This is a genomic window from Dokdonia sp. (assembly GCF_039945015.1).
In the GTDB taxonomy this organism is placed as follows: Bacteria; Bacteroidota; Bacteroidia; order Flavobacteriales; family Flavobacteriaceae; genus Dokdonia.
The window spans coordinates 44,469-69,350 of record NZ_JBDUXP010000031.1 but is presented as its reverse complement, the minus strand read 5'-3'; the positions used below and the strand labels follow the sequence as shown (position 1 = coordinate 69,350).

At 31.6% G+C, this 24,882-nt stretch carries 25 protein-coding genes; 13 read left to right on the top strand and 12 right to left on the bottom strand.

Features of this window, described 5'->3' with window-relative positions:
- Positions 1-88 precede the first annotated feature (88 nt).
- Positions 89-1,783 carry a helix-turn-helix domain-containing protein gene (locus tag ABJD27_RS22475; RefSeq protein ID WP_348169378.1) on the top strand — a complete coding sequence of 565 codons (1,695 nt, stop codon included), beginning with the start codon at positions 89-91 and terminating at the stop codon, positions 1,781-1,783.
- Between the two features lie 124 nt (positions 1,784-1,907).
- Entirely contained in the window at positions 1,908-2,156 is a 249-nt protein-coding gene (locus tag ABJD27_RS22470) for a hypothetical protein (protein WP_348169380.1), read from the top strand.
- 121 nt (positions 2,157-2,277) lie between these two features.
- On the opposite strand, the gene ABJD27_RS22465 is transcribed toward ABJD27_RS22470, so the two are convergent.
- From ABJD27_RS22465 to ABJD27_RS22430, 8 genes are all read right to left on the bottom strand, one after another.
- Positions 2,278-3,492: a lanthionine synthetase C family protein gene (locus ABJD27_RS22465; RefSeq protein WP_348169383.1), complete on the bottom strand. Its 1,215-nt coding sequence runs from the start codon at positions 3,490-3,492 to the stop codon at positions 2,278-2,280.
- A gap of 99 nt (positions 3,493-3,591) precedes the next feature.
- Positions 3,592-3,738, bottom strand: coding sequence for a hypothetical protein (locus ABJD27_RS22460; protein WP_348169386.1), 147 nt, complete (start codon positions 3,736-3,738; stop codon positions 3,592-3,594).
- A gap of 268 nt (positions 3,739-4,006) precedes the next feature.
- Positions 4,007-4,156, bottom strand: coding sequence for a hypothetical protein (locus ABJD27_RS22455; RefSeq protein ID WP_348169389.1), 150 nt, complete (start codon positions 4,154-4,156; stop codon positions 4,007-4,009).
- Between the two features lie 204 nt (positions 4,157-4,360).
- Complete coding sequence (locus ABJD27_RS22450; RefSeq protein ID WP_348169392.1) at positions 4,361-4,537, bottom strand: class I lanthipeptide; 177 nt, start codon at positions 4,535-4,537, stop codon at positions 4,361-4,363.
- 176 nt (positions 4,538-4,713) lie between these two features.
- Entirely contained in the window at positions 4,714-6,420 is a 1,707-nt protein-coding gene (locus ABJD27_RS22445; protein WP_348169394.1) for a helix-turn-helix domain-containing protein, read from the bottom strand.
- 673 nt (positions 6,421-7,093) lie between these two features.
- Positions 7,094-7,756: a hypothetical protein gene (locus ABJD27_RS22440; RefSeq protein ID WP_348169396.1), complete on the bottom strand. Its 663-nt coding sequence runs from the start codon at positions 7,754-7,756 to the stop codon at positions 7,094-7,096.
- Positions 7,757-7,948: 192 nt separating this feature from the next.
- Positions 7,949-8,212 carry a hypothetical protein gene (locus ABJD27_RS22435; protein ID WP_348169398.1) on the bottom strand — a complete coding sequence of 88 codons (264 nt, stop codon included), beginning with the start codon at positions 8,210-8,212 and terminating at the stop codon, positions 7,949-7,951.
- A 341-nt stretch (positions 8,213-8,553) separates the two neighbouring features.
- Entirely contained in the window at positions 8,554-9,216 is a 663-nt protein-coding gene (locus tag ABJD27_RS22430; RefSeq protein ID WP_348169400.1) for a hypothetical protein, read from the bottom strand.
- Between the two features lie 266 nt (positions 9,217-9,482).
- Here ABJD27_RS22430 and ABJD27_RS22425 point away from each other — a divergent pair, with 266 nt between their 5' ends.
- From ABJD27_RS22425 to ABJD27_RS22390, 8 genes are all read left to right on the top strand, one after another.
- Positions 9,483-11,204 (top strand): helix-turn-helix domain-containing protein, encoded by a 1,722-nt coding sequence (locus tag ABJD27_RS22425; protein WP_348169401.1) that lies wholly within the window; start codon positions 9,483-9,485, stop codon positions 11,202-11,204.
- A gap of 100 nt (positions 11,205-11,304) precedes the next feature.
- Positions 11,305-11,514 carry a hypothetical protein gene (locus ABJD27_RS22420; protein ID WP_348202098.1) on the top strand — a complete coding sequence of 70 codons (210 nt, stop codon included), beginning with the start codon at positions 11,305-11,307 and terminating at the stop codon, positions 11,512-11,514.
- 215 nt (positions 11,515-11,729) lie between these two features.
- Positions 11,730-12,554 carry a thymidylate synthase gene (locus ABJD27_RS22415; RefSeq protein WP_348169406.1) on the top strand — a complete coding sequence of 275 codons (825 nt, stop codon included), beginning with the start codon at positions 11,730-11,732 and terminating at the stop codon, positions 12,552-12,554.
- 32 nt (positions 12,555-12,586) lie between these two features.
- Entirely contained in the window at positions 12,587-12,994 is a 408-nt protein-coding gene (locus ABJD27_RS22410) for an energy transducer TonB (protein ID WP_348169409.1), read from the top strand.
- 3 nt (positions 12,995-12,997) lie between these two features.
- Positions 12,998-13,465 carry an energy transducer TonB gene (locus ABJD27_RS22405; protein ID WP_348169411.1) on the top strand — a complete coding sequence of 156 codons (468 nt, stop codon included), beginning with the start codon at positions 12,998-13,000 and terminating at the stop codon, positions 13,463-13,465.
- A gap of 181 nt (positions 13,466-13,646) precedes the next feature.
- A complete protein-coding gene (gene egtB / locus ABJD27_RS22400) occupies positions 13,647-14,807 on the top strand; it encodes an ergothioneine biosynthesis protein EgtB (protein WP_348169414.1) in 1,161 nt (386 codons plus the stop codon).
- Between the two features lie 36 nt (positions 14,808-14,843).
- Positions 14,844-15,809, top strand: a complete 966-nt coding sequence (locus ABJD27_RS22395; protein ID WP_348169417.1) for an L-histidine N(alpha)-methyltransferase — start codon at positions 14,844-14,846, stop codon at positions 15,807-15,809.
- A 22-nt stretch (positions 15,810-15,831) separates the two neighbouring features.
- Positions 15,832-16,113: a DUF427 domain-containing protein gene (locus tag ABJD27_RS22390; RefSeq protein ID WP_348169420.1), complete on the top strand. Its 282-nt coding sequence runs from the start codon at positions 15,832-15,834 to the stop codon at positions 16,111-16,113.
- Positions 16,114-16,128: 15 nt separating this feature from the next.
- On the opposite strand, the gene ABJD27_RS22385 is transcribed toward ABJD27_RS22390, so the two are convergent.
- The 3 genes from ABJD27_RS22385 to ABJD27_RS22375 are packed head-to-tail and all read right to left on the bottom strand — an operon-like array spanning position 16,129 to position 17,806.
- Positions 16,129-17,370: a sugar isomerase gene (locus ABJD27_RS22385; protein ID WP_348169423.1), complete on the bottom strand. Its 1,242-nt coding sequence runs from the start codon at positions 17,368-17,370 to the stop codon at positions 16,129-16,131.
- A 36-nt stretch (positions 17,371-17,406) separates the two neighbouring features.
- Positions 17,407-17,643 (bottom strand): hypothetical protein, encoded by a 237-nt coding sequence (locus tag ABJD27_RS22380; RefSeq protein ID WP_348169426.1) that lies wholly within the window; start codon positions 17,641-17,643, stop codon positions 17,407-17,409.
- A 28-nt stretch (positions 17,644-17,671) separates the two neighbouring features.
- Positions 17,672-17,806, bottom strand: a complete 135-nt coding sequence (locus tag ABJD27_RS22375) for a hypothetical protein (protein ID WP_348169429.1) — start codon at positions 17,804-17,806, stop codon at positions 17,672-17,674.
- 344 nt (positions 17,807-18,150) lie between these two features.
- On the opposite strand from ABJD27_RS22375, the gene ABJD27_RS22370 reads away from it, so the two are divergent.
- From ABJD27_RS22370 to ABJD27_RS22360, 3 genes are all read left to right on the top strand, one after another.
- On the top strand, positions 18,151-20,184 hold the full coding sequence (locus tag ABJD27_RS22370; RefSeq protein WP_348169432.1) for a tetratricopeptide repeat protein: 2,034 nt from the start codon (positions 18,151-18,153) through the stop codon (positions 20,182-20,184).
- A 184-nt stretch (positions 20,185-20,368) separates the two neighbouring features.
- Positions 20,369-20,917 (top strand): RDD family protein, encoded by a 549-nt coding sequence (locus ABJD27_RS22365; RefSeq protein ID WP_348169435.1) that lies wholly within the window; start codon positions 20,369-20,371, stop codon positions 20,915-20,917.
- A gap of 122 nt (positions 20,918-21,039) precedes the next feature.
- Positions 21,040-21,561: a hypothetical protein gene (locus ABJD27_RS22360; protein ID WP_348169438.1), complete on the top strand. Its 522-nt coding sequence runs from the start codon at positions 21,040-21,042 to the stop codon at positions 21,559-21,561.
- A gap of 507 nt (positions 21,562-22,068) precedes the next feature.
- Here ABJD27_RS22360 and ABJD27_RS22355 read toward each other — a convergent pair.
- The gene (locus ABJD27_RS22355) at positions 22,069-24,621 is read right to left on the bottom strand and encodes a T9SS type A sorting domain-containing protein (RefSeq protein WP_348169441.1); all 2,553 of its coding nucleotides are present in this window, start codon (positions 24,619-24,621) and stop codon (positions 22,069-22,071) included.
- Positions 24,622-24,882: the final 261 nt, after the last annotated feature.

The following is a 24,882-nucleotide window of genomic DNA, read 5'->3' as shown; positions in this document are numbered from 1 at the left end:
AAAAGATATCTTGTAGGTTTAATAAATTCGCAAAGGATACTTACTTTTATCTTTTTTATAACTAAAAAATAACTCCCTATTAATTATTATGAAGTTATTGACTCATCTTTTTACTTGTATTCTATTTTTATGTATTAGCAATAATGCCTTAAGTCAAAATAAAATAAAACCTATTGATACCTTAAAAAACAAAACAGCACAGGAGCTTTATGATATCTCTACTAAAAGCCCTGATGTTTCTATCCTTGAAAGAGCTATACATAAAGCAAAAAAGGAAAACAACCTAGAAATTCTTATTGATTCCTATTACTATATGGGATTAAGGCTAAAAGATGAAAAGAAGCTACAATATCACGATAGCATTATTGCCTTAAAAGATCAATTCAGTAATATATTACACCCTGCAAATTCATATTATGCTAAAGGAGTATATTTTTTTAATCAGAGAAATTTTATAAAAGCAACAGATTATTTTATTAAGGCAAACGAATATGCAAATAGGAATTATAACCAAGATATTATTGTTCGTACAAAGCAGAGTTTAGGATTACTTAAGAAAGAAATTGGCGATTATGAACAAGCTCTTATTCTTTATAAAGAAAATTTTAAATATACTACCTCTAAAGACACAAACACTTTATTACCTATAGATTATCTGGAAGTCGTTTTTTCTATAGCATCTATTTATAGTAAATTAAACAAATATGATTCTGTTTCTTATTATAATGATTTTGGTATTAAAGAATCTTTGCGGTTAAAAAACATAGACAAATACAATGATTTTGTATTAAATACGGCAGAAACTCTTTTTAACAAAGGTGAATACAATAGGTCTCTAGATAGTTTACATAAAGTACATCCTTATTATGAGTCCAGTGATGATCAGGCAAATCTATCTGTTACTTATTATTACTTAGCAAAAAATTATTTTAGATTACAGGAAGATGAAAAGGCGATACAGTTATTAGAAAAAATAGATTCTCTTTTTCAAGAGAATAATGATACAAGACCAAAAGTTCATGAAAGTTATGCCCTCTTAATCTCTTATTATAAGAATCAAAACAATTTAGAAAAACAAATAATTTATCAAGAGAAAATAATAGATCTCATTAGTATGTTACATACTAATGAGTTGTATCTTAATAAAAAGATTGTATATGATTATGATATCCCTGTAATATTAGCAAATAATCAAAAAAACATTGACTCCATTGAAGCAAAAAAAAAACGAACTACTATTTTTGCGTATTGCCTACTTATTATCATAGCTAGTATTCTTATCATTTTATTTTACCTTAATAAAAAACGAAAACTTTATAAAAAACGTTTTGAGGAATTAATTAATAAAAAAGGAAGTGCTTTAACTGATATAAAAACAACTAAAGATGAAATTTTTCTTAAAAAATCGGAATTAAGTATCCCTGAAGAAGTCATTGCAAAAATCTTATCTGAATTAGAAAATTTTGAAAAAGAGAAAGATTATTTAAACTCTAAAATATCTATTAGTCTTCTTGCAAAAACGATAGGAACAAATCCAAACTATCTATCTAAGACTGTGAATCATTTTAAGAAAATGTCTTTTTCTCAATATATTAATATGCTTAGAATTGAACATTCTGTAGGCTCTTTAAAAAGTGATACGATTTATAGAAAATATACCTTAAAAGCAATCGCAGCTGAGTTTGGGTTTAATAATACGGAGTCCTTTTCTAAAGCATTTTATAAAGAAACGGGTATCAAACCATCTTATTTTATAAAAAACTTAGAAAAATCAGATGCCTGAAAAACAATGTAATACATCTAATCTTTACCAACATTCATGAATATTAATATTCTTTTTTTTTAAAACCAAATAACTCTTATTAGTTTTAGATCATTGATAACAATATTAACTTAAGTTATACAGAATGAAAAAGAAAATAAATTTAAAAAAATTTAAAATTGCAAACCTTACTACTATGAAAATGCTAAGAGGAGGTACTGGTGATGAAACAGGTGGGATAGAAACAGGAGGTGGCCAACCTAATACATTAATTCCAGAATGTCTTCCAAATACGGATCCAGATCCTAAATTCACTACTGAAAATCCTTTAAACCCAAATACCTGTGTACAAACTTCGGCTGTTCAGGTAACAGCATTTTGTAATCAAGGGTAGGAATATATTTACATCTGCTTTTCGCTTTTACAAAAGTTGATAAAAAAAAGAAGGATTCATTTATAAATGAATCCTTCTTTTTTTTATACCTATATGCATTTTCGCGAAAGCGAAAAACAAATTACCCTATCATCAAACATTGATTCCAATCGGTTTTTTCTGGATTGAGATATGATAATATGGCTAGACCGATGCCAGCAATTCCTTCAAGAAGACTATTTTCTTTTTCATAGGTGGGAGTATCTCCTCCTCTCCATTTCATATATCCAGCAGATCCATCTTTATGGTGATCTAATGTAAGCCCGTAATCAATCCAATAATCTGCTGCCTCTTTAAATACCTGAATACCAGTTTCTTTATACATATAATCAAAGACATGCATGACCCCAAAAGCACCATGACACAATCCTCCATCTACAATTCTAGTTTCCTTTATATCTCTACGTGTAGCAGTATGTTCTAACAATTGAATCGCCATGTTTTTTGTCTTCTCATCTTTTGTAACAATACTAGCTCTCCATAAAGAAATAGCAACTCCTAAGTCTCCATAGCACCAAGCAAGTCTACTGCCTTGACTCTCTTTATTTTCGTTTGTAATCCAATCTGGGAAAAAAGAAGTGTTTGTCTGTTCCTTTTTATAGCTTAAGACATGCTGCACTGTTTGCTTTAAAAGTGGTGTTGTCTTTTCTGAAAAAGCAGCTTCTTCTGCTAGTCTTGACAAGAAATTTATAATACTTGCTTGACCATGTGAGAGACTTAGATTGCAACCTCTCAATCCTTCTTCTCTTATAAGATATGATTCCCAATAAAGACCTCGATCACTTTTCTTTGCTGTTCTTTCTAATTTTGAGATCATCTCGAGTAACATCTCTTTATACTTTTCTTTAAGCGCTTCTGATCTTGTATTCTTATATCTCTTTAAAAAGTAATATCCTACTCCTATAAGTCCATGTAAAAAGTCATAAAAATTTTCTTCTTCATTTAAATTTCCGATGTGCCTCAAATAATCATCAAGTACTCCTAAAAGAGCATCGGTATCTACTTCTATAAAATCAAGTTCATTAAGGAGTTCTATAGTCCAAGCTGCTCCTGCAATCCCTCCGCAAAACGTATGAAAATTATATCCTTCATTAATACTATTTATAATAGACATTATTATAGTGCTTCCAGTATCCTCACTTGTCTCATTAGGGTTATATTCATTATAATAAAAATGAAAAAGTGCTAGACCTGCACTTCCTGATAATACTCCTATATCTGTAGTACCAAGTTCTCCGTTATTTTGAAGTTCAAGGTTAATCTCATCTAATTTATCTTTTAATTTTTGCTCTCGCATAATATTCATAATTTTAAAGGAAATATACATATAAAAAAGCTGTCTTACGATGTAAGACAGCTTTTATACTATATATACAATTAAATGTATACTATACTATTACCAGCATTGCTCTCCTGCACGTGGACAACTCATAGCAGGCCCTGTTGGACAACAGTGTGATTCACCACCACCTTCAATTTTGTCTAGATCTAAGTTGCTAATTACTTCTTTGTTAAGTGTTAATTCTTTTAGTGACTTCTTCATGATATAAATAAGTTAAATAAAGACCTACTCTATTAAAAGGTTTTCGGTATCCCCTTAAAATCAATAAATAGTATTAATGATTTACTCTCTAAAAATAGCCTATAAGACAGGCTCTTACAATAACTACCACCTCATATCAAACAAAATAAGGTGCTCAATTATTAAACATTTATAATAATAAAGGGCTATCTATGTAGATAGCCCTTTGGTATTAATAATGTATAGACCCTCTAAACTAGATATACATTATATATAAATTATCAGATTCTTAGTAGCAATATACTCCTGGAGGTGGGCAACTATTCAAAGCTCCATCTGTTGGACAACAATGTGTACCACCACCACCATCAATTTTGTCTAAATCTAGGTTACTGATTACTTCTTTGTTAAGTGTTAATTCTTTTAGTGACTTCTTCATGATATAAATGAGTTAAATAAAGGCTTACTCTATTAAAGGTTTTCAGCATTCCCTTAAAACCAATATATTGCTTGATTTCTTTTTAAAAATAGATTGAAAATCAAGTTCTTACAAAAAAAACTTCCTCATATTAAACAAAATAGGGTATAAAAAAAGCTATCAGAATTGATAGCTTTTCCATGTATAACCTTGGGGGAGTTCTTTCTATGGGAGATCACTTGTAGGACAGTGAATGTCTGACACATTATCACTATGTTCATACCAATTGGTCCCATCTGTAGGGATACAATCTCCTCCATTAATAATTTGCATTTTGCTTGTCTGTATTCTTGCAATCGTAAGCTTATTAAGGCTTATCCCTTTCTTTACTTGTTTCTTCATGTGAATGTATTTTTATAACAAAATTGATAATTAGAAATACTAAAAAACTATAAAATATTGATTTTAAGCATTCCTTAAATGTAACCGCAATCTATATAGAAACATAATACACAATCCCTAAATTGTTTAAAATAGGGCTCTATAGTTGTAGAAAAATTAATGCTAATATACTGACATTAAATCTCTTCTATTCTTTTGATATAATATGAAGGATTAATTCCTGTCTTAGATTTAAAATGCTTAGCAAATGAGTAATCACTCTTATAACCTAGCTCTGTAGCAATAGATTTAATAGAAAAGGAACGAAATTTCTTATCATTTTTTAATCGATTCACGGCATAATCAATACGCAAACTATTAATGTAATCATTATAGCTGAGTCCCTTATGTGTATTTATAATCTTAGAAAGGTAGGTTGCATTTGTTTTTACTTTCTTGGCCATAGATCGTAAACTACAATCTGTATTTAAAAAGAATTCTTGTTGTTCTAAACGTTTAAGTCCTTTAAGAACATCTGTCACTTTTTGATCACCAATAATCACTTCTCGAGGTTTCTCTTTAGGTTTTGAAGATTTTTTAGAAGACATTTCTAATTGATTTACTTTCTTAAGTAACTTATCAAAAGATTGTTTACTCGTACGTTGTTTTTTCTTATATGTGTATAAAATAAGAACACAAATTCCAGAAACAACAATAAGAAGGGATAAAAAATAGATAGCATTTCTTTTTTCTTTTGCTATTTGCTCTCCTAAGAGTCCAGTATCCTTCTTATAAATTTTATTTACTACTTTATCTTTATCTTTTTGATATTTCTTATATAACTCTCCATACTTACGATACCAATAGGAAGAATTTTTATCATCTCCCAATGTGTCATAAGAAGCTCCTATTAATTCGTATGCGTCTATTAATCGTCTATAATTTTTGCGTTCATCATTATCGCTTATGCCTGTAATCTGTTTTAATTGATCAATGGCTTTTTCATATTCTTTTTGTGCAGCATAACAACTCGCAATAAAGTAATTGATATTAATCGTAAATGTTTTACTCTTTACAGTACTCTCTTTATAAATCCTATCCGCAGTTCTAAGATAAAGCAAGGCATCTTCATAATTTTCTTTATAAAAAGAAACAGCTCCTTTTTTTGTGTACAAATCTATAAGTCCCGCTTTATAGTCTAATGTATTACTCATAGAGAGCCCTTGATCTACATATTTTAAAGCAATATCATATTGTTGTAAATCTAAGTGTACTTCTGAGGTAATAGTTAAAAGATTAACATGATCTTTTTTATTTTTATAACGTGTGTCATCTATAATAGCCAGGGCTTCATTACAGGCATCTAGTGCTTCATCAAATTGCTTCATCCTACGTCTAACGATAGCAATGTTAGGATTTACAATGGCAATAACAGTATGTTCTATTTCTTTTTTAGTTTGCGCAATCTCTAACACTTTATAATACGCATCAAGAGCTTCTTGATTATGCCAAGCACCCAACTCTGAATTACCTAATAAAATATATAAATTAATGAGTTTTTTTGCCTCCTTTGCAGATTGCGCATATGGGATTCCTTTTTTAATATAAGATGTAGATCTTTTATTATCTCCTTGTTTTAGAAAAGCACGCCCTAATTCATAATACAAGTCTGCCTTTTCTATATTACCTTGGAGACGCCTTAATAACTCATCCTCATATATAGTTGCCTCGTCTGGCGACACTTCTATGATGCCACTAACGAGCTCATTCCTTGTTTTTTCTTGTACGTTATCTATAATTTCTCCTTCCTGAGCAAGCATTTGAAATTGTGTGCTTAAAAAGAAAATAATAAGCATATAAGTACGCACTAGATATATATTATATCGTGAGGAGGAATTCGTCATATATTTTAAAATCAGTTGGGTGACCTAAAAATAAGGATTCCTTTTAAGATATAAAGCTCTGACAGTGAGTTTAAAATCAATTACTGCTATAAATCTTGAATCAGATGGGTTGTAGTGTTTGTCCGCTTTCGCGAAAGCAAAAAAAGCTTAGTATCGCATCACGACTACTAAGCTTATCTCATACTCTTTTTATAAAATCATAAAAAAGATATGTTTTTATTCTTATAAAGAATAAAATCTAGTTGTTAACTCCAGTTTTCAAAAATACTAATAAAGAATATTAATGTTACATACATAATTAAAAATGCAATAATAAATCCTATATATTTTGATCGTTTATTTTTATAAGTATGATGTTTTACATAAACGAAAATATTCAAAGAAATCAGTATAATTAAAATCAGAGTTCCTAGTTTTAAAGTAGATGCCAGAGAAGTCTCCTTTATAAAACAATAGTATATATACAATAAAACTAATGGAATCACTCTTGTGCATTTTAATATAGTATCCATCTTTATTTTTTTGTAGTTATCTAAACTTAATGTTCCTATGAATCAATAATCTTATGCGATTACTTTATAAAAAATGTATAATAATATGATTGAAAAGACAAGATGTGTACGACCCTTACCTTTTCAAATCATCTTATTATCTTTCTATACTAATGAGGTAATTAATTACATCCTACACTACAAGAAGCTCCTGAGAACCACCCTCCTTCATCAAAGTTCATAAAAGGATTTGAATCACCACTGCAGTTTAATAAATTCATTGCTGCTGTACACTCTTCTAGCGGACTATCAGAAAGAAGCTCTACTACTGCTCCTACAACAACTGCAATAATAAGTATAACACAAGGAGGACATCTTTGTTCTAATTGCGCAAGATCACCTCCAAAAACTATATTTTCTGCAGTAATTCCTAGATTATTCACCATATCGAAAGTATAGAACCCATCGTATTTTTTTACATTGACTAATTTTACAAACTCTTTTGTAATATCGTTTGTGATTACATACTCTTGTATTGCATTATTTCCTTTTTCTCTACGAATTTCTAAAGAAGATTTTTTTGAACTTTCATTAATGATTGTATATGTTTTCTTTCCTGGTTGTGTTCTTGTTACTGTACCATCAGTATTATTTTTGTATGTAACATCTCCGTAACGCAATGTGTTTTTTGAAGTTTGATTCTCTATAGAACCGTTATCTATTGTGGTAGAGATTACTTCTATATTTTCTGTTTCAAAAGAAGTTTCATTAGAGTTCTCATCTGTACTACAGCTAAAAAAGAAAATAAATGCTGATGCTAAAAATAAATATCTGAAAATTTTCATAATTATTGTTTTATATAAATTAATAAAGTGTCACTTGTCTTGGAGGCTTCAAAAAATTGATTTTTTTAAGCTAAAAAAAGAGAATGGAATTGAGGTTTTAAGAATTAAAAGTTGAATTTGCGAATGCGTATACATACACCTTTAAAAAATGAATACAATAAAAACGGGCTACTATGTAGCCCGTTAATTTTATTAAGCAACACAACGTAATTGTGTCCCTTGACTAACACCAAGACCACTAACATTATAATTGCCATTATTGTCTAGCCAAATAGTAGACGCTTGACAAATTTCTGATCCGCAACAGTCACTATTTGTTTGGCATACTTGAAAAGTCCCTTCGGTTGAGCAAAACTCTACTCCACTTCCAACACCAAACAGAGATCCTCCTCCAATAACCAATTTTTGTTCTGCATTACTCAGAATTCTTCCTAGTTTTAAAATTTGTTTTTTCATAAATTAAATTTTATAAATTAATTAATTGTGAACATTTAAAGACACTCACAACATCTGTCTGTCTTCTATTTCTTTTAGACACAACGATGTATTTTATAGTTATATAAACCAATATGTATCTTCTTTTTAAGTCCTCACTTAACAATGCTAGAAAGAAGAATTTTTAGTCTTGTTTTAAAAATGAAGTCTGTTTATCTTTTGGAGATTTAAGCAAAAAGAGAAGGTGAAACAACTACTAATCAATACTCTTGTTATAGTATATCATAGGAGTATTAAAATGGTATACTTGAAAAGGCAAGATTCTTATACATCTTACCTTTCCAAGGTATTAATAAGGTGATTTAATTACACCCTACACTACACGTTGCTCCTGAGAACCATCCTCCTTCGCTGAAGTTCATAAAAGGATTTGAATTATCACCACAGTTTAACGCATTCATAGCGGCTGTACACTCTTCAAGTGGACTATCAGTAAGAAGCTCTACCGCTGCATCTACAATAACTAAAACAATACACCAAGGGCAAGGGAATGCTCTTTGTTCTAATTGTTGTAAATCTCCATCAAAAGTTATGTTCTCTGCTGTAATTCCTAGGTTATTTACCATATCAAATGTGTAATAACCATTCTGTTCTTTTACATTTATTAACTTTACAAACTCTTTGGTAGTAGGGTTTGTGATTACATATTCTTCTATTGCATTACTTCCTTTCTCTCTTCGAATCTCTAAAGAAGCCTTTTTTGAGCTTTCATTAATGATAGTATATGTTTTTTGTCCAGGTTGTGTTTTTGTTACAGTACCATCTGTATTACTTTGGTACGTAATATCACCATAACGCAATGTGTTTTTTGAAGCTTGATTATCTCCAGAGTCATTATCTATTGTTGTAGAGATCACCTCTATATTTTCTGTTTCAAAAGAAGATTCGTCAGAGTTCTCATCTGTACTACAACTTAAAAAGAAAGCAAACGCTGATGTTAAAATTAAATACTTGAAATTTTTCATGATTATTGTTTTAAAAGATTAATTAAATGTTATCCGTTTTGGACAGTTCAAAAGTTGGGTTTTTTAAAGGGCAAAACAAGAGAAGGCAATCGAGATTCTTAGAATTTAAAGTCGACATTCTCAGAATTCGAAAAAAGAAAAATAAACCATAAAATTCTGTTTATTATATATTTACAAAGGGAAATACATATATCATCCTATGTTCGGACTAAACCTTTACCATCTTTTAAAATAAATTGATTATTTTTCAAAAAAACAGCGTGTTAATGATGTATTTATTGAGATATAGACGAAGATATATTCATATTCTATGTATTCTATTTATCACGCAGACTATCGTTGCACAAGAAGAATTTGTGACTCCTGACTCTCTTAAAAACAAAACATATAGTTACTTATTTGACAAGTTTCGAACCAATTACACAGATACAATCTCATCCTTAATCTACTTAAATGCATCTTTAGAAAAAGCCATCACTGAGGATAATAAAGCAAATAAGTCGTATATATTAGTTCAGTTAGCATATTACGAAGCAGATAAAGATCGCAAACTCGATCTCATCAAAAGATCTATAGTAGAAAGTAAAGATGCCGATACTGCATATACTATATTGCCTCACTATACACTCGGACTATATTACTACACTCATTTTGAGTACGAAAAAGCACTCGAAGAATATCTGAAAGTATTAAATATCACAAGACAAATTCGGTATATAAATCACGAATTTATTACTCAATATCATATCGCCGAATTAAAAGGAGCTATTGGTAAACATGAAGAAGCCGAAGAATTATACAAAAAATGCCTTTACTACGAAAACTCTAAAGAAGTTAAAGACTCCATTACTTTTACTGATATTTTAGTAGGTTTAGCTGAATCAATGCGATATACTAAAAAGCATGATTCGGCATCATATTACTATAATTATGCTAAGGAAAAAGGCTATAAAAAAAATCCATATTATATAAATATAGCAACGATAAATCAAGGAATCAACTTATATAATATTGGTAATTTTAAAGAAAGTAAACAATTACTACACAAAGGAAATAATGAGATTGATCTTAATTATCCTAGCAATCAAAAGTACTATATCCTATCTCAATTTTATCTTGGAAAGATACATCAACTATCAAATCAAGATATAGATAAAACAAGAGACTATTTTCATACTGTAGATTCGTTATCTACAAATATGATTCTCCCAGAAACTAGAGAAGCTTATGAATTTCTTATTGCAGATTATAAAAAACAAGGTGATCTTAAGGCACAACTTAATACATTAAATAAACTAATACGATTTGATAGTATTATATCATTAAGAAAGATCCGCACAGTAAACAAACTGCATTCAGAATATGATACACCTCAACTATTAAAAAGCAAAGAAATTATAATTAAAAACTTAAAGGATAAAACAACGGTTCTTACTATAAGAACCATTTACTTAATCATCTTTATTTTACTTCTCATTTTACTGTTTATCCTACAACACAAAAAACATAGGAAACATAAAAAACGATTTAATACTATTATTTCAGAATTAGACAATCAAGAAACAAAAAGTATTCTCGATCATAGCATATCTAGTACCCCAAAACCACTTCTAGACGGTATCGATGAGACAACGATTACAACAATTTTAAATAAATTAGATTTATTTGAGGGAAAAAAAGGGTTCTTACAAAAAGATATCACACTAGCCGTTCTTGCAAAAAAGTGCACGACAAATACAAAATACTTACCTAGAGTTATAAGTGCCTATAAAGACAAATCGTTTGTTAATTATATTAATAATCTTAGGATTGATTATATTTTAAAAGAATTAAAAGATAATACCACGTTACAAAAATATACAATCAAAACAATTAGTGAGGAAGCAGGTTTTAACACATCAGAATCATTTGCTACAGCTTTTAAAAAGAAGACAGGCATTAGGCCTTCCTTTTACATTAGAAACCTCAAAAAAGAAGAAATTATATAGTCGAAATTCTAAGAATTCCGCTTACTTTATACTAAATCCTTCCTGTTTAAAAAAAAATAAAGAGTAGATTTCGCCAAGATTAATAAACATATAATTACTTATGAAAAAAATTAAAAAAACCCTTAGCCTAAACAAATTAGTCATATCAAAGCTAGCAAACCCTACTTCTATTATGGGTGGAAGTTTCAATTGTGGCGAGGCATCTAAAGTTCGTCCCTTATGTACTGGTATTAGTAATGATGAAGGAGGCCCTTGCCAAAAATCCAATCAAACTGATTGTACCCAACTTACAACTAATTTAGAATGTTAATTAATAAAAGATAATTAATCATATCTGGTTAACAACTCTATAATAACTACAGACACCTTTCGTTGTAAAACTCGGAAGGTGTTTCTATTTTAGAGCACTTTTTGAAGAAGTTATTTTTTGCTTTCGCGAAAGCGTATAATAAGCATATAAAATCATAAACTAAGTTCCCGTTTTACGAGAATGAATAAAGATACCCGCATACACGGGCAATTATCATGAAGCAATATCACGACCTTATACGACACGTACTAGAAAACGGAAATGAAAAAGGAGACCGTACAGGTACAGGAACAAAGAGTGTGTTTGGACATCAAATGCGTTTTGACCTCTCAGAAGGTTTTCCTATGGTCACTACAAAAAAACTACATTTAAAATCTATCATTTATGAACTGTTATGGTTCCTTAATGGAGATACCAATATAAAATACCTGCAAGAAAATGGTGTACGCATCTGGAACGATTGGGCAGATGAAAATGGAGATCTAGGACCTGTATACGGCCACCAATGGCGTAGTTGGAATGGTGAAGAAATTGACCAAATTGCAGAAATTATAGAGACTCTTAAAAACAATCCTAATAGTCGCCGTATGCTCGTAAGCGCATGGAATCCTGGCGTACTTCCTGATACTTCAAAATCATTTTCAGAAAATGTCGCTAATGGCAAGGCTGCCCTTCCTCCGTGTCATGCCTTCTTTCAGTTTTATGTAGCAGATGGAAAACTAAGTTGCCAACTGTACCAAAGAAGTGCCGATATCTTTTTAGGCGTTCCTTTTAATATTGCTAGCTATGCATTACTTACGATGATGATGGCACAAGTTTGTGGGTATGAAGCAGGGGATTTTATACACACTTTTGGAGACGCTCATATCTATAGTAATCACTTGGAACAAGTAGAGCTACAATTGTCTAGAGAATTCCGTACTTTACCCACTTTAAAAATCAATTCTGAGGTAAAAGACATTTTTGGCTTCAAATTTGATGACTTCATATTAGAAAACTACGATCCACACCCGCATATCAAAGGTGCAGTCGCCGTTTAACAATACAAAAACTAAAAAAATCAACCCAAAAAATGAAGAAATTAATTCTAGTTCTTTTCGTATTAGCAAGTACTGTCTCTTTTGCACAAGAAGGTGTATCTATGACACGATCTACTACATTAACCATTAATGAAGTGCCTCCTACTTGGCCAGGATGTGATGGTTCTATAAACAAAAAGAATAACTGTTTTAGACAGAAACTTGCCAATCACGTCATACGTGGATTTAAGTTTCCTGCAGGACATAAAAAAGGAACCCGTGTCGTTGTAGATATGGTTATTAATACAAAAGGACGCCCAGAAGTTAAAAAAATGGAAGGTGGATCTAAAGCATTACAGGCAGAAATTAAACGTAAAATTATGTCTATGCCAGATGTAAAACCTGGACATTCTGGAGGTACACCAGAAGTACGTAAATACAAACTTCCTTTTACTTTTTAAAAGATGAAGTATTTATTTATTTCTGTGTTTTTACTTTTTTCTACAAGTACTTTATTTGCACAAGATCAAGAAATAGAGATTATAGAAATAAGTGACGACACTGTTTTGGAAAAGGCTCCTATTCCTTTTGCAATTATAGAAAAAGTCCCTATATATCCTGGATGTACTGGGAAAGATAATGAAGTCCTTAGAAAATGCATGTCTAAAAATATATCTGCATTTGTAGCAGAGAACTTTGATTCTTCAGGAATATCAAAAAATCTCAGTGCAGGAAAACATAAAATCTCTGTGTTTTTTACGATAAACAAAAAAGGGCGTATTACAAATATTAGAACACTCGATTCTAGTAAAGAAATAGAAGGGAAAATAATTAACATGCTTAAAAAACTTCCTAAAATGATACCTGGACAACAGAAAGGTAAAAATGTAGGTGTTGCATATGCATTACCCATTGTATTTCTTCTAAATTAATATGAGGTGAATCTATATTTGTAAGATATAATCTCTTCTTTTTTAAAATTTAAAGATTAGATTCATATTTTCTATTATTACCTCAAGAGACTTTTAACGATGTATTAACGCGGGTCCGTTTTCGCGAAAGCGTATAAAATTAGTAACTTTGAGAGTGACCCACAAAGTCACTCTTTTTGCTATGATAACGACCAAAACACTACTCGATTTTTTTAAAGAAACGCGAGCACACACAGAAACTATCTGCGCTCCATTACAAACCGAAGACTATGTTGTACAACCTATTGTAGACGTATCACCTCCAAAATGGCACTTAGGACATACTACTTGGTTTTTTGAAGAATTTATTTTAAAACATCACAAACCGGGATACACTATTTTTAGTGACGATTTTGCCTTTGTTTTTAATAGCTATTATGAAAGCATAGGAAAACGAGTAGTACGCACAGATCGAGGAAATTTATCAAGACCTACCGTTACACAAGTATATGCATATCGCAATTATGTAACCCAAGCACTCATAGAACTCCTCGAAGAAACTACCAATGATGAGATCGTAAAATTGATGACCATAGGTATCCATCATGAGAAACAACATCAAGAACTCCTTATTACAGATATTAAATACATTTTAGGAAATAATCCTCTAATGCCTGCATATGATGGGAATTTTTCTGAAAGTACTACCGAAAATCATACACAAGATTGGATAGCAATTCCTGAAGGTATTTATGAAATAGGACATCAAGGCAATGATTTTTGTTATGATAATGAACTAGGCAGACATAAAGTGTACCTTCATGACTTTGAGATTTCAAATAAACTAGTTACTAATGGAGAATTTATAGCCTTTATAGAAGCAGATGGTTATAAGAAAACCTTATTATGGCATGCCGAAGGTTGGGACTGGGTACAAACACAAAAAATACAGGCACCTTTATATTGGCATTTTATTAATGATAATTGGTATCATTACTCTTTTAAAGGCTTACAGAAAATAGATCTAGAAGCGCCTCTAGTTCATATTTCCTATTATGAAGCTTTTGCCTATGCTCAATGGAAAAATATGCGATTACCTACAGAATTTGAGTGGGAAATAGCTCAAACACAATTTAATTGGGGACAACGATGGGAATGGACAGAAAGTGCCTATCTACCCTATCCTGGATATGCAAAAGAACCTGGTGCTTTAGGAGAATATAACGGTAAATTTATGGTAAATCAAAAAGTGCTCCGAGGTGGTTCTGTGGCAACCTCAAATAATCATACCCGTTCAACATATCGCAACTTCTTTCAAACAGGATTACGCTGGCAATTTACAGGGCTACGCCTTGTAAAATAACTGAAAGAAAAAACACCCAATTACGACCATTATATTATGACTACAAAAACAATCACATTTACATCTACTTTTGCAAAAGACGTCACTCAAGGGTTAACTTCTTTTCCTAAAACGTTATCATCAAAATACTTTTATGATAAAAAAGGAGATGCACTTTTTCAAGATATAATGGCAATGCCTACTTATTATCTCACCAATAGTGAACACGAGATCATATCTTCTCAAAAAGAAGCTATAAGTAATTATTTTAAAGGAAGTAATGGATTTGATCTTATTGAGTTGGGTGCAGGAGATGGGAAGAAAACAAAGGTGTTATTAAACTATCTAACGCAAGAAAATATTGATTTTACATATCTTCCTATTGACATTAGTCAGAATGTACTCGATGGTTTAAAAAAGAGTGTAGAAGAAGAAATTCCTGGAATAGACATCAAACCTCAACAAGGAACATATTTTGAAGTATTGGATGATCTAGTACATTATAATACTCGTAAAAAAGTGATTATGGTCTTAGGATCAAACATTGGTAATTTATTACATCCTATGGCTATAGAGTTTTTAGCAAATATCCGAAAAGGGATGAACGCCAACGACCTTTTATTTATGGGGTTTGATCAAAAGAAAAATCCGCAAACAATTCTAGATGCCTATAATGATAAAGAAGGTATCACAGCTGCTTTTAATAAAAATGTATTACATAGGATTAATCATGAGATGGACGCTAACTTTGATGTAGACCAATTTTTACATTGGGAAGTATACGATCCAGAAACAGGAACTGCAAAAAGTTACCTTGTAAGTAAAAAAGAGCAACAAGTATATATCAATGCGCTTGAACTAGAAGTAAACTTCAAGGCATGGGAAACCATACATACAGAAATTAGTCAGAAATATGACGATGCTATTGTGAGTTGGCTAGCAAGTGAAGCAGGATTACAAATTGTAGATCAATTTATAGACAGTAAAGGATATTATAAAAACTATCTATTCGAAAAAAAATAGACGTACTTAAAATATAAACAATATGAAAGCAATCTGGAACGACACTGTTATTGCCGAAAGTAATAATACCGTAGTTATCGAAGGGAATCATTACTTCCCACACGATAGTATCAAAAAAGAATTTTACACCTCTAGTGATCTCCACTCTGTATGCCCATGGAAAGGACAAGCGCATTACTATACATTAGAGGTAAACGGAAAAGAAAATGCAAATGCTGCTTGGTTCTATCCAGAAGTAAGCGAACTAGCAAAAGGCATCAAAAATCACGTTGCTTTTTGGAAAGGTGTTCAAGTAGTAGAATAATAGGCTTCTAAATACTTACAGCATACTCTTTTTTAAGAAGAAATAGCTTACTTGAAATACGAGTAATAATGCCATTGCTATGACTTGCATATACACAACTTGAAATAAAGTATCGTGAAAAAGAACGATAAGAACTATTTGCATGATTCCCATAAAAGCAGCTATAAGTATAGGTTTATAGTGATCTAGTGACAGAAAATAGTATGCAAAAATATTAGACACTGCAAAAAAGGATGTTGCCAGTGCATACCAACCTAGTAAAGGAGCTATAGATGTATACGCCTCTCCAAATAATAATTGCACAGAAAACACAGGGAATAAAAATGTAAATCCTACAATGGCACTTGCTAGAAGAATAATATATCCTGTGTATTTAAGAAGTACTGGTTTTGTGTCTTCTCCTTTTTTCTTTTTGTCTACCACAGTAGGCAATAATAACATGACAAACATCCAAGTCACAAAGTAAACAACACGTCCTATTAAAGCTAATGAGGCATAAAGCCCTGCAACACTAGATGGGAAATAATGCTTTACCAGTAAAATGTCACTGTTATTACAAATAATCTGAGTAAGCTCATAACATCCGGTAAGTATAAAGAAATGTAAGATTGCTTTTTTATCCTTTGCAGATAACTGGATCCTTGGATATATCGTATTGCCTTTCTTTTTAAACGGAAAAACACCTGCAAGAAATGAAATTCCAATACCTATAGATACTGCTACAGAAGAAGTAATTTGAAATGTAATAAGTAATAAAAAAGTAATGGCCAACCTACTGAACATTTCTAATTGATACGTAATAGATAAGCGAGTAAAGTCTTTACTTCCTTGCAACTCTCCTCTACGCACACTCATAATAAAATAAACAGGAACTGCTATTCCAAAAATAACAAACATCACATAAGATTCTGTTTGAAAAATAGTTTGCAATTCTTTTGCAAACCCTACGATTCCTGCACCTAAGGCAAGACCAAAAGAAACAGCATATGTATAACACATTCTGATAAAACGATGTAATATAGCAGATTCAAAAATAACTGTAAATTTTGCTACTGCAAGCTGAAACGTCATTGCTATAAAAGATAACACCAGTAATAATGTAATAAGTATTGCTGCGTCTGCAAAAGCCTTGGGACCTAATAAACGTCCTAGTACTAAGTTGTACAAATAGTTTCCGCCATTGACAAGAAAGACACTTATCATAAAAAACTGCTCTGGCGTAATACGAGTTTTAAAATGTCTGGTTAGTGTTTGCATGGAAGCTGTTTTTATGGTAGTGTAAATTGCGTAGGTTTAAGCAGCAATAGTGTAATACTGCAATTGTCTTCTATTGGTCAATATCATTTTAAGTCGTTGTAACATATATACAATCTCGTGACGCTCATCTTGAAGTTCGCTTAGATTGACCATCACAGAATTTCCGTTTTGTAATTTATCTAGGATGTAACATTTAATCGTTTTTAATTGATCTTTTTGATATACTCCTTTGATATAATGTACCCTGTTAATTTCTTTGATAGTAAGTGTCATAGTAGTGTATGTTTAAACGTTATTTATTTTATCTAGATAGGTAGTAAACTGGTGTTTCTGTACGTCTATAGACTATATGTAACACATCTTGACTTTCTTTATCATGTGTTGTCTTGTGTACAAGTTTAAGATGAGTTCGGTTTGTAATTACTGTAAATTCCATAGTGTCTGTGTTTTAATTCTGGTACAAATATGGGATATGAAGTGTGGGTATGCTGTTGTTTTTCGACGAGTGGGCACTAGCTATAGTCCAGTGGTAAGAAATCAACTTTATAACCAAAATTGTATTCATAAGGAGTGCGCTTTCGCGAAAGCGTATAACAGAAACATCAAAAAAACAACAATAATACTCTTATAATTTGTCCATTATAGTGACACATCACGCTCTACTTGATGTGCGCTCCGAGTAACTAGCCGTGAGATGCCATTTACCTTCGATGAATGGTAGTTATCTATAGATTGTATCATCCCTACTCACACGTACCTTGCTACTGTAAAACAATCACCATGAGATCATTACTTACCATAACACTACTATTTATAGGAATGTATAGCCAGGCACAAGAAATGCAAACTGGGTTTACCTATTTAGAAACGGGTCAATACAAAAAAGCTGAAGTTTTTTTTACAGTTATTGTAAAAGAGTATCCTACTAATAAAACAGCACGTTTATGTTATGGTCGTGCTTTGGGTCTCAACGGAAAAACGACAGCCGCAAAAGCATTATTTACAACTTTAAAATCTGACTACCCTACCGATTTTGAAGTGGCTTTAAATTATGCCGAATCTTTATTATGGAATAAAGACTACCAAGAAGCCCGTACATTTTACAAAACATTGATCACACAACAATCGGATAGCTTTGCTGCTTTATTAGGGTATGCAAATACACTCTCTAACCTTAAAGCATATGATGAAGCTTTACAGTATGTAAATAAGGCATTAAGTGTACAACCAGATAATGGTAATGCACTTGTCTCTCGTAAATATATGCGTCTTGGGAAAGCATCTGTCTTAATGCAAGAAGAAGTATATGATCCCGCAGTAATGCTTCTAGAAGAAAACCTAGTTGATTTCCCTAAAGACCAAGACACTCAAAACGTATTAGCAAACAATTACCTTTTACAGAAGAACTACCCAAAAGCACAAGAGGTATACAAAACAATGACAGACACGATTGGTTCTTACACAGGACAAGCGCTTGTTGCTCATAACAACCATAAAGAAAAAGAGGCTTTAGAGTTAGCAAAAAATGCTGTAATTGCTTCTAGAAACACTGTAGATAGCACAAAGATATTTATAGCTAAGGAGCGTTATATTCAAGCCTTATTATGGAATGGCAAATACGCACAAGCACAACAAGAGATCAACAAATTATCAGTAGCATATCCAGAAAACAATAACGTATCAAGCTTACTTGCCACCTATGGCCTATATACAGGTAATTTCAAAAAAAGTATTGCTGCTTATAAAACGATTCTTTTAAAAGATGCTACATCTTTTGATGGGAATCTTGGGATTGCAAATGCATACAGAGCACAAGGAAATCTTACAAAGGCATATACGTACGCCCAAAAGACATTAGAGTATTATCCGAATCAAAAAGATGCCAAAGGGTTAATAAATATTATTGAGAATACACTTTCTCCAGTCGTAAACACAAATGCAGCCTATACGGCAGATAATGGAAATAACGAAGCATACACTGTCACTGCAACTGCAACCATTCCTTTTTCTGAACGTTTTAAAACAATCCTTCAGTATGGATACAGAACTACAGAAAATATGGTGAGTCAAGAAATGGCGTACAACACAAATATTGCTATAGGTGCTCACTATCGTGTACTCAATAACACTTGGTTAGAAAGCACTCTTGGTTTTGTAAAAGCTAATGCCCCGTCAAATGAGTATACCGATGTAAATGGATCTTTATTTTTAACTTCTAGGCCATTACCATTACAATACTTAAAAGTAGGATATAGCAGAGAGTTACAAAACTTTAATGCGTCTCTTATTGATGAGAAAATCTTTATGAATAACTACTCTCTTAATTACAATATGGGAACAAACATCAATCTGGGTTGGTATACCGGATATACCTACACCACACAAACTGATGGAAATACGCGTAACTTATTATTTACATCTTTATACTATACATTTACAAAACGTCCAGCGATAAAAGGAGGAATTAATTATCAATATTTAGGATTCAAGAATCAAGTTCCTACCTTATATTTTAGTCCTTCTAAATACCAGGCATTAGAAGCCTTTATAGATCTTCAAGGGAACAAAGGGAACTGGTCATATAGTGCAAATGTTGCTGGAGGATATCAGTTTATAGAAAACAATAGTGCGACGAGTCTTTTTAGAGCAGAAGCAACCTTTACATATAACATCTCTGAACGTTTCCAAGTAGGTGGGTATGGAAAATATAGTACCATCGCTTCAGAAACGGCTGCTGGTTTCGAATTTACAGAAGTGGGTGTAAAATTGAGATGGCAAGTATTAGACAAGCCATTGTTTAAGATTGGAGAATAAGTCAAAACTCCAGATATACTACTTGCCAATTTAGTACTTAACACGCTATAATTCAAAAATTTTGAATTATAGCGTGTTTTGATTTATTACAATTTCTTTTTACTTAAGTATAAATATCCTCTATTCTTAAAAAACTTAAAATAGAAAAAGTAACTTTATACGATAGTTGACAACAAGCTAAAAAGTGACACCTGAAAAAAACAAAAATATAGGAATTAGAATAGCATCAATGCTTTTAGACCATTTCATTATGACTTTTGGGATTGTAATAATTATGTTTATTCTTATAGGAATTGGGTACTTAATAGTCGGAAATCCTTCTAATTCTGATTTACCTGAATGGTTTGTGATTATCCCAATATTTTTTGGGTTAATGATTTTCTCTATCTATTTTAATAAAAATGTAATTAAAGGAAAAAGTCCAGCCAAAAGAATTCTTGGACTTGTAATAGTTAACAATAAGACAGGAGAAATAGCAAATCCGATAAAGTCAGTTATTAGAAATATAACATTAGTGTTTTGGCCAATAGAAGTGATTTTTTTACTTTTCTCACCCGAATGTAGAATTGGAGATTATCTTGCAGGAACCAAAGTAATCTCAGATGACAAAACTCTAAAAACTGAATTGAAAATAGTACAAATTATTTTTGCATTAATAATCGGAATTATATTTACGTTTCTGATTATGGCATTGCAATTTGGAATTCAAGGAATAAGTATGATAGAGTGGTAACGTTAAAAACAAAATATAAAAAATTGACGCTGTGTTAATTCAAAAAAATAATGCATTTTACACGCTACGTTTCATACACAAGACTACTATGTAATATTTAAAAAAACCCAATGATTTAATCTATGAAAAAGAATGCTTTTTTTTTATCTCTATTTACTTGTTTTGTAATTATTGGATGTTCTTCCAATAGAAAAATGAATACACTGATTCCTAAGTCAAATTGTGATAAGGCTATACATTTTGTTTGGGATGAATCAAGTAACTTTGTGAGAATTGAATCAGAAGGAACATTTAAGAATGATTATTTTTCTCTATCAAAAGGAAAAAAACTTAACTACAAAAGTATTTTTAAAGAGTCGCTAGAAGAATTAAGCAAAAAAACTAACACTAAACTTATTTTAAAAAACAGTCATAGTTTTCCTTCAGATTCAATAATCCAAGTAACTGTTAAGATTGAAAATATTATATGGAACAAAGGTTTTTCAAAAGCTATAATGGATACTCATTTAGTATATAACTTATCTAATGACGTAATCCCTATTCTTGGAAAAAGCAAAGCACAATCAAATGCAAGAGCTGGCAAAAGCCTACTTCAAAGTTTTGAACATGGTAATTTATTATTCTTAATTGCTTATTGTAAATAATAAAACATGTGTATGATTACAGAATTCACAAATCACTAGTTTGGAAGATTTAAACAGAGCAATAAATCAATTAATAAAGTTTAATTTACAATCAACACACATAAATGACATCATTACTTTATTAATGTCAGTTGGTAAGACTGTAAATATCAATCTTACCATAGGAATTAACTCAACTCTATTAAGAGCTAGATCTAATAAAGAATGCCCTCGTTTTACTAAGACCGAAGAATTGTCTATTAAACCCGCAAAATCTAACAATGTTTTTTAAAAGGCAAGTACACTGCAAAACTATGTTTTACAGTGTGTATATGTCAGGAAAACTTAACCAACAAGAAATAGATATTATGCGAACTACTGCGGCATATGAAACTGTTCATGAAATTAGAATTTTAGGGATGGAGAAAGAATTCAGACAAAAGAATAGAAGTAATAAAAAAAGTCCCCACAGACACTACTCTGCGGAGACTTCTCACCATAAAAAATCAACTTAAAAACTACTATTCACTATTTTATTATAAATCGTCCATTATATTGCTTTTGATCCTCATCCGTAATTGTATAGATATATATACCTGTACGTAATTGAGGTGCATTGTAAGTTACTGTTTGACTACTCGATTGGGTATTTATTTCTTGTTGATCTACCACTCTTCCTAGCATATCATATACTATAATATGTATGCTATTTGAAGTTTGCGGTAGTTGTATTGTTGTTTGTTGTGTAAAAGGGTTTGGATAATTTTTAAGACTTGTAACTTCTGTATTAAAAGTATCTGTAGCTAGTGTTGTTTCATTTGAAAAACGTATTTGCTGTATATCCATTTCTTTAGTTGCTACCTGTCCATTTTCAGAAATCATTGTAAAAACTATGGTTACTACATCATCTAGTACAACATCATTTACAGGGATTACAAAATTTTGAAATGCATCTGTTAAACTAATTGTTGCTCTATATTGATCTTCCCAAGCTTCTATACTCTGTTTTACAAACGTGATTTCTAAACTTCCTGTTCCTCTAGCTTCTAGTGCAAAGCTGTTATAAGCTGTTACATCTACTGATTTAAATCGAGGGGTTAATGCTCTGTATGCTGCAACATATGTACTGGTTGTTGCTTCTAGATGTACATTTCTTTCTATAGGTAGTACATCCGTTTCAAAGGCTTCTGCGTTAGGAGAAACTATATATTCTTGTATCGTAGTACTAGGCTGACTATCATCTATTCCCCATGGTCCATCAGACATAAATAGATCATCTGGAGTCGCTACACCATCACCAATTCTAAACCCTATATCAAATAAGTTTCCAGTATCTACAGTAATATCTGTAATATAGTTTCCTTGTAAATTAATCGTAGAGGTCATCGTCTCTATCTCACTTGTTTCTGTAACTCGTATTCCAGCATCAAAAGTTATTGCTTCTGTTACATTAGTATTTATAATTTGTAAGTCCAACGCTCCATTCACATAGGCACCTTTTCTCACAAAAACAGTAGGAGGTGTTGAATTGTTATATGATGAAATTGGTTTTTCTATATTTAAAAGATTCAATACTTCTTCTCCTAACAGATATAAATCATCTATTGAGTTTGACCAGATCTGGAAATTATAATAGCTCGCATTGTCTTCATATTGATCTAGGTTCCAATGGCTTTCTATTGCAAATTCGGTGTCATTTGATATAGCTTTCGCCGAAAGGCTTAAGACAAATTCTACTGTACCATCTACATTTTTTATAAGTGATTTTATAAATGGTTGCTCATTAATATCTATGGTAGAGACAGAGATTAACTCGGCTCCTAATAAACGGTCACAGATATACTTTGTATGCTCATATACACCATCTTCAGTTTTTAAAGCAAGGATAGATGCTACTGATGTTTCATCTTTTATATAGTCTACAGAATATACCTCTGTTGCATTGGTGATATTGATAAGATCTGCTGGCGTAGACTCAACAACATACTCTTCAGAAATTACTTCAAGGGGTATAAAATCTTCTAACTGTATATTGTTATCTGCATTTCTCTCTCCGTAGTCTGCTGTTTTCTCAACACGTTGAGCTAGTGCTCTATTAAATCTATAACTTGTTTTTGCACGATTGTAATTACGTTTATTAATTGCATCTGAGAGTCTGTTATTACTTTCTAGACCTCCTTCATTAGCTCCTGAAACAGGAACTGTAATTTCTTCACAATTACCATATCCAGAACAAGAAGGATCTTCACAATCTACCAGTCCATCTCCATCGTCATCTATTCCGTTATCACAAATTTCTTGTAATACAGGAGCCGTTGGACAACGTGCGCCATCATTACTAGCACTTGAAGGTCCGAAAGCAAATAGGTTTGAATCCATAGCATTTGTCCCATCAAGATCTTGTACACTTTGAATTACATAGATAGTTCCTGTTTGATTTGCAGACACATAAAAACGTCCCGAAGCGTCAAAATACACAGCCCCATAGGTATAATTTAAACCCGACAGTATAGGCACTTCGCCAAGAGATTGTACATCTCCATTTGTTGGGTCAATTCTATATAATATGTTCGTATTCTTTTCTACTGTGTATAAATTACCATCTACTGCATTAAAAGCCCAATCATGAATACTCATTCCTTGAGACAAACTTTCGGTTGAGATATATCCACCATAATTTGCAGATTCTGGATGCACATCTATTTTATAATAGGTTGTTCCTCCTGATTTTAAATAATAAACCCCATCTATACTTACATCTCCTATATATCTATTCCCGCTTGATAATTCATATACATAAAAAGTAGTGGTTGTAAAGTTTTTTCCTATACGTACTATTGATTTTGAAGGTGATGATAATGATCCCCATATATATCCGTCTGTTGGATTATATCCAGCCGCATTGATATTTCCTTCTGTAATATCTGAGGCTGCTAGATATGAGTTTCCTGAAGCTAAATCTATCGCATATACATCATTGTATTGAAATAAGTATGCACTATAATCGCAATTAAAAGGGATGTCTTGTGCTTGTAATGTCATTGTTACAAAAGCAATGACTGTAAGTAATATTTTTTTCATGGTTATTCTGTTTTGTATACCCCAAATGTAGTTTGGAGAGGCTCCTTATTTTATAAAATTCGTTATAGGTGGCACTAACTATAGACGAATGGTATTTTAATATCGACGAGTTAATTTTGAGATAGGTACGCTTTCGCGAAAGCAAAAAAAGAATCATAAAAAAAGCCCTCACAAATCTGTGAGAGCCTTTTCATAAAAACCCAAATTCAAAAATTCATCTCATTTATTTAATCAGAAAGCGCCCATGAAATCGCCTTTGAG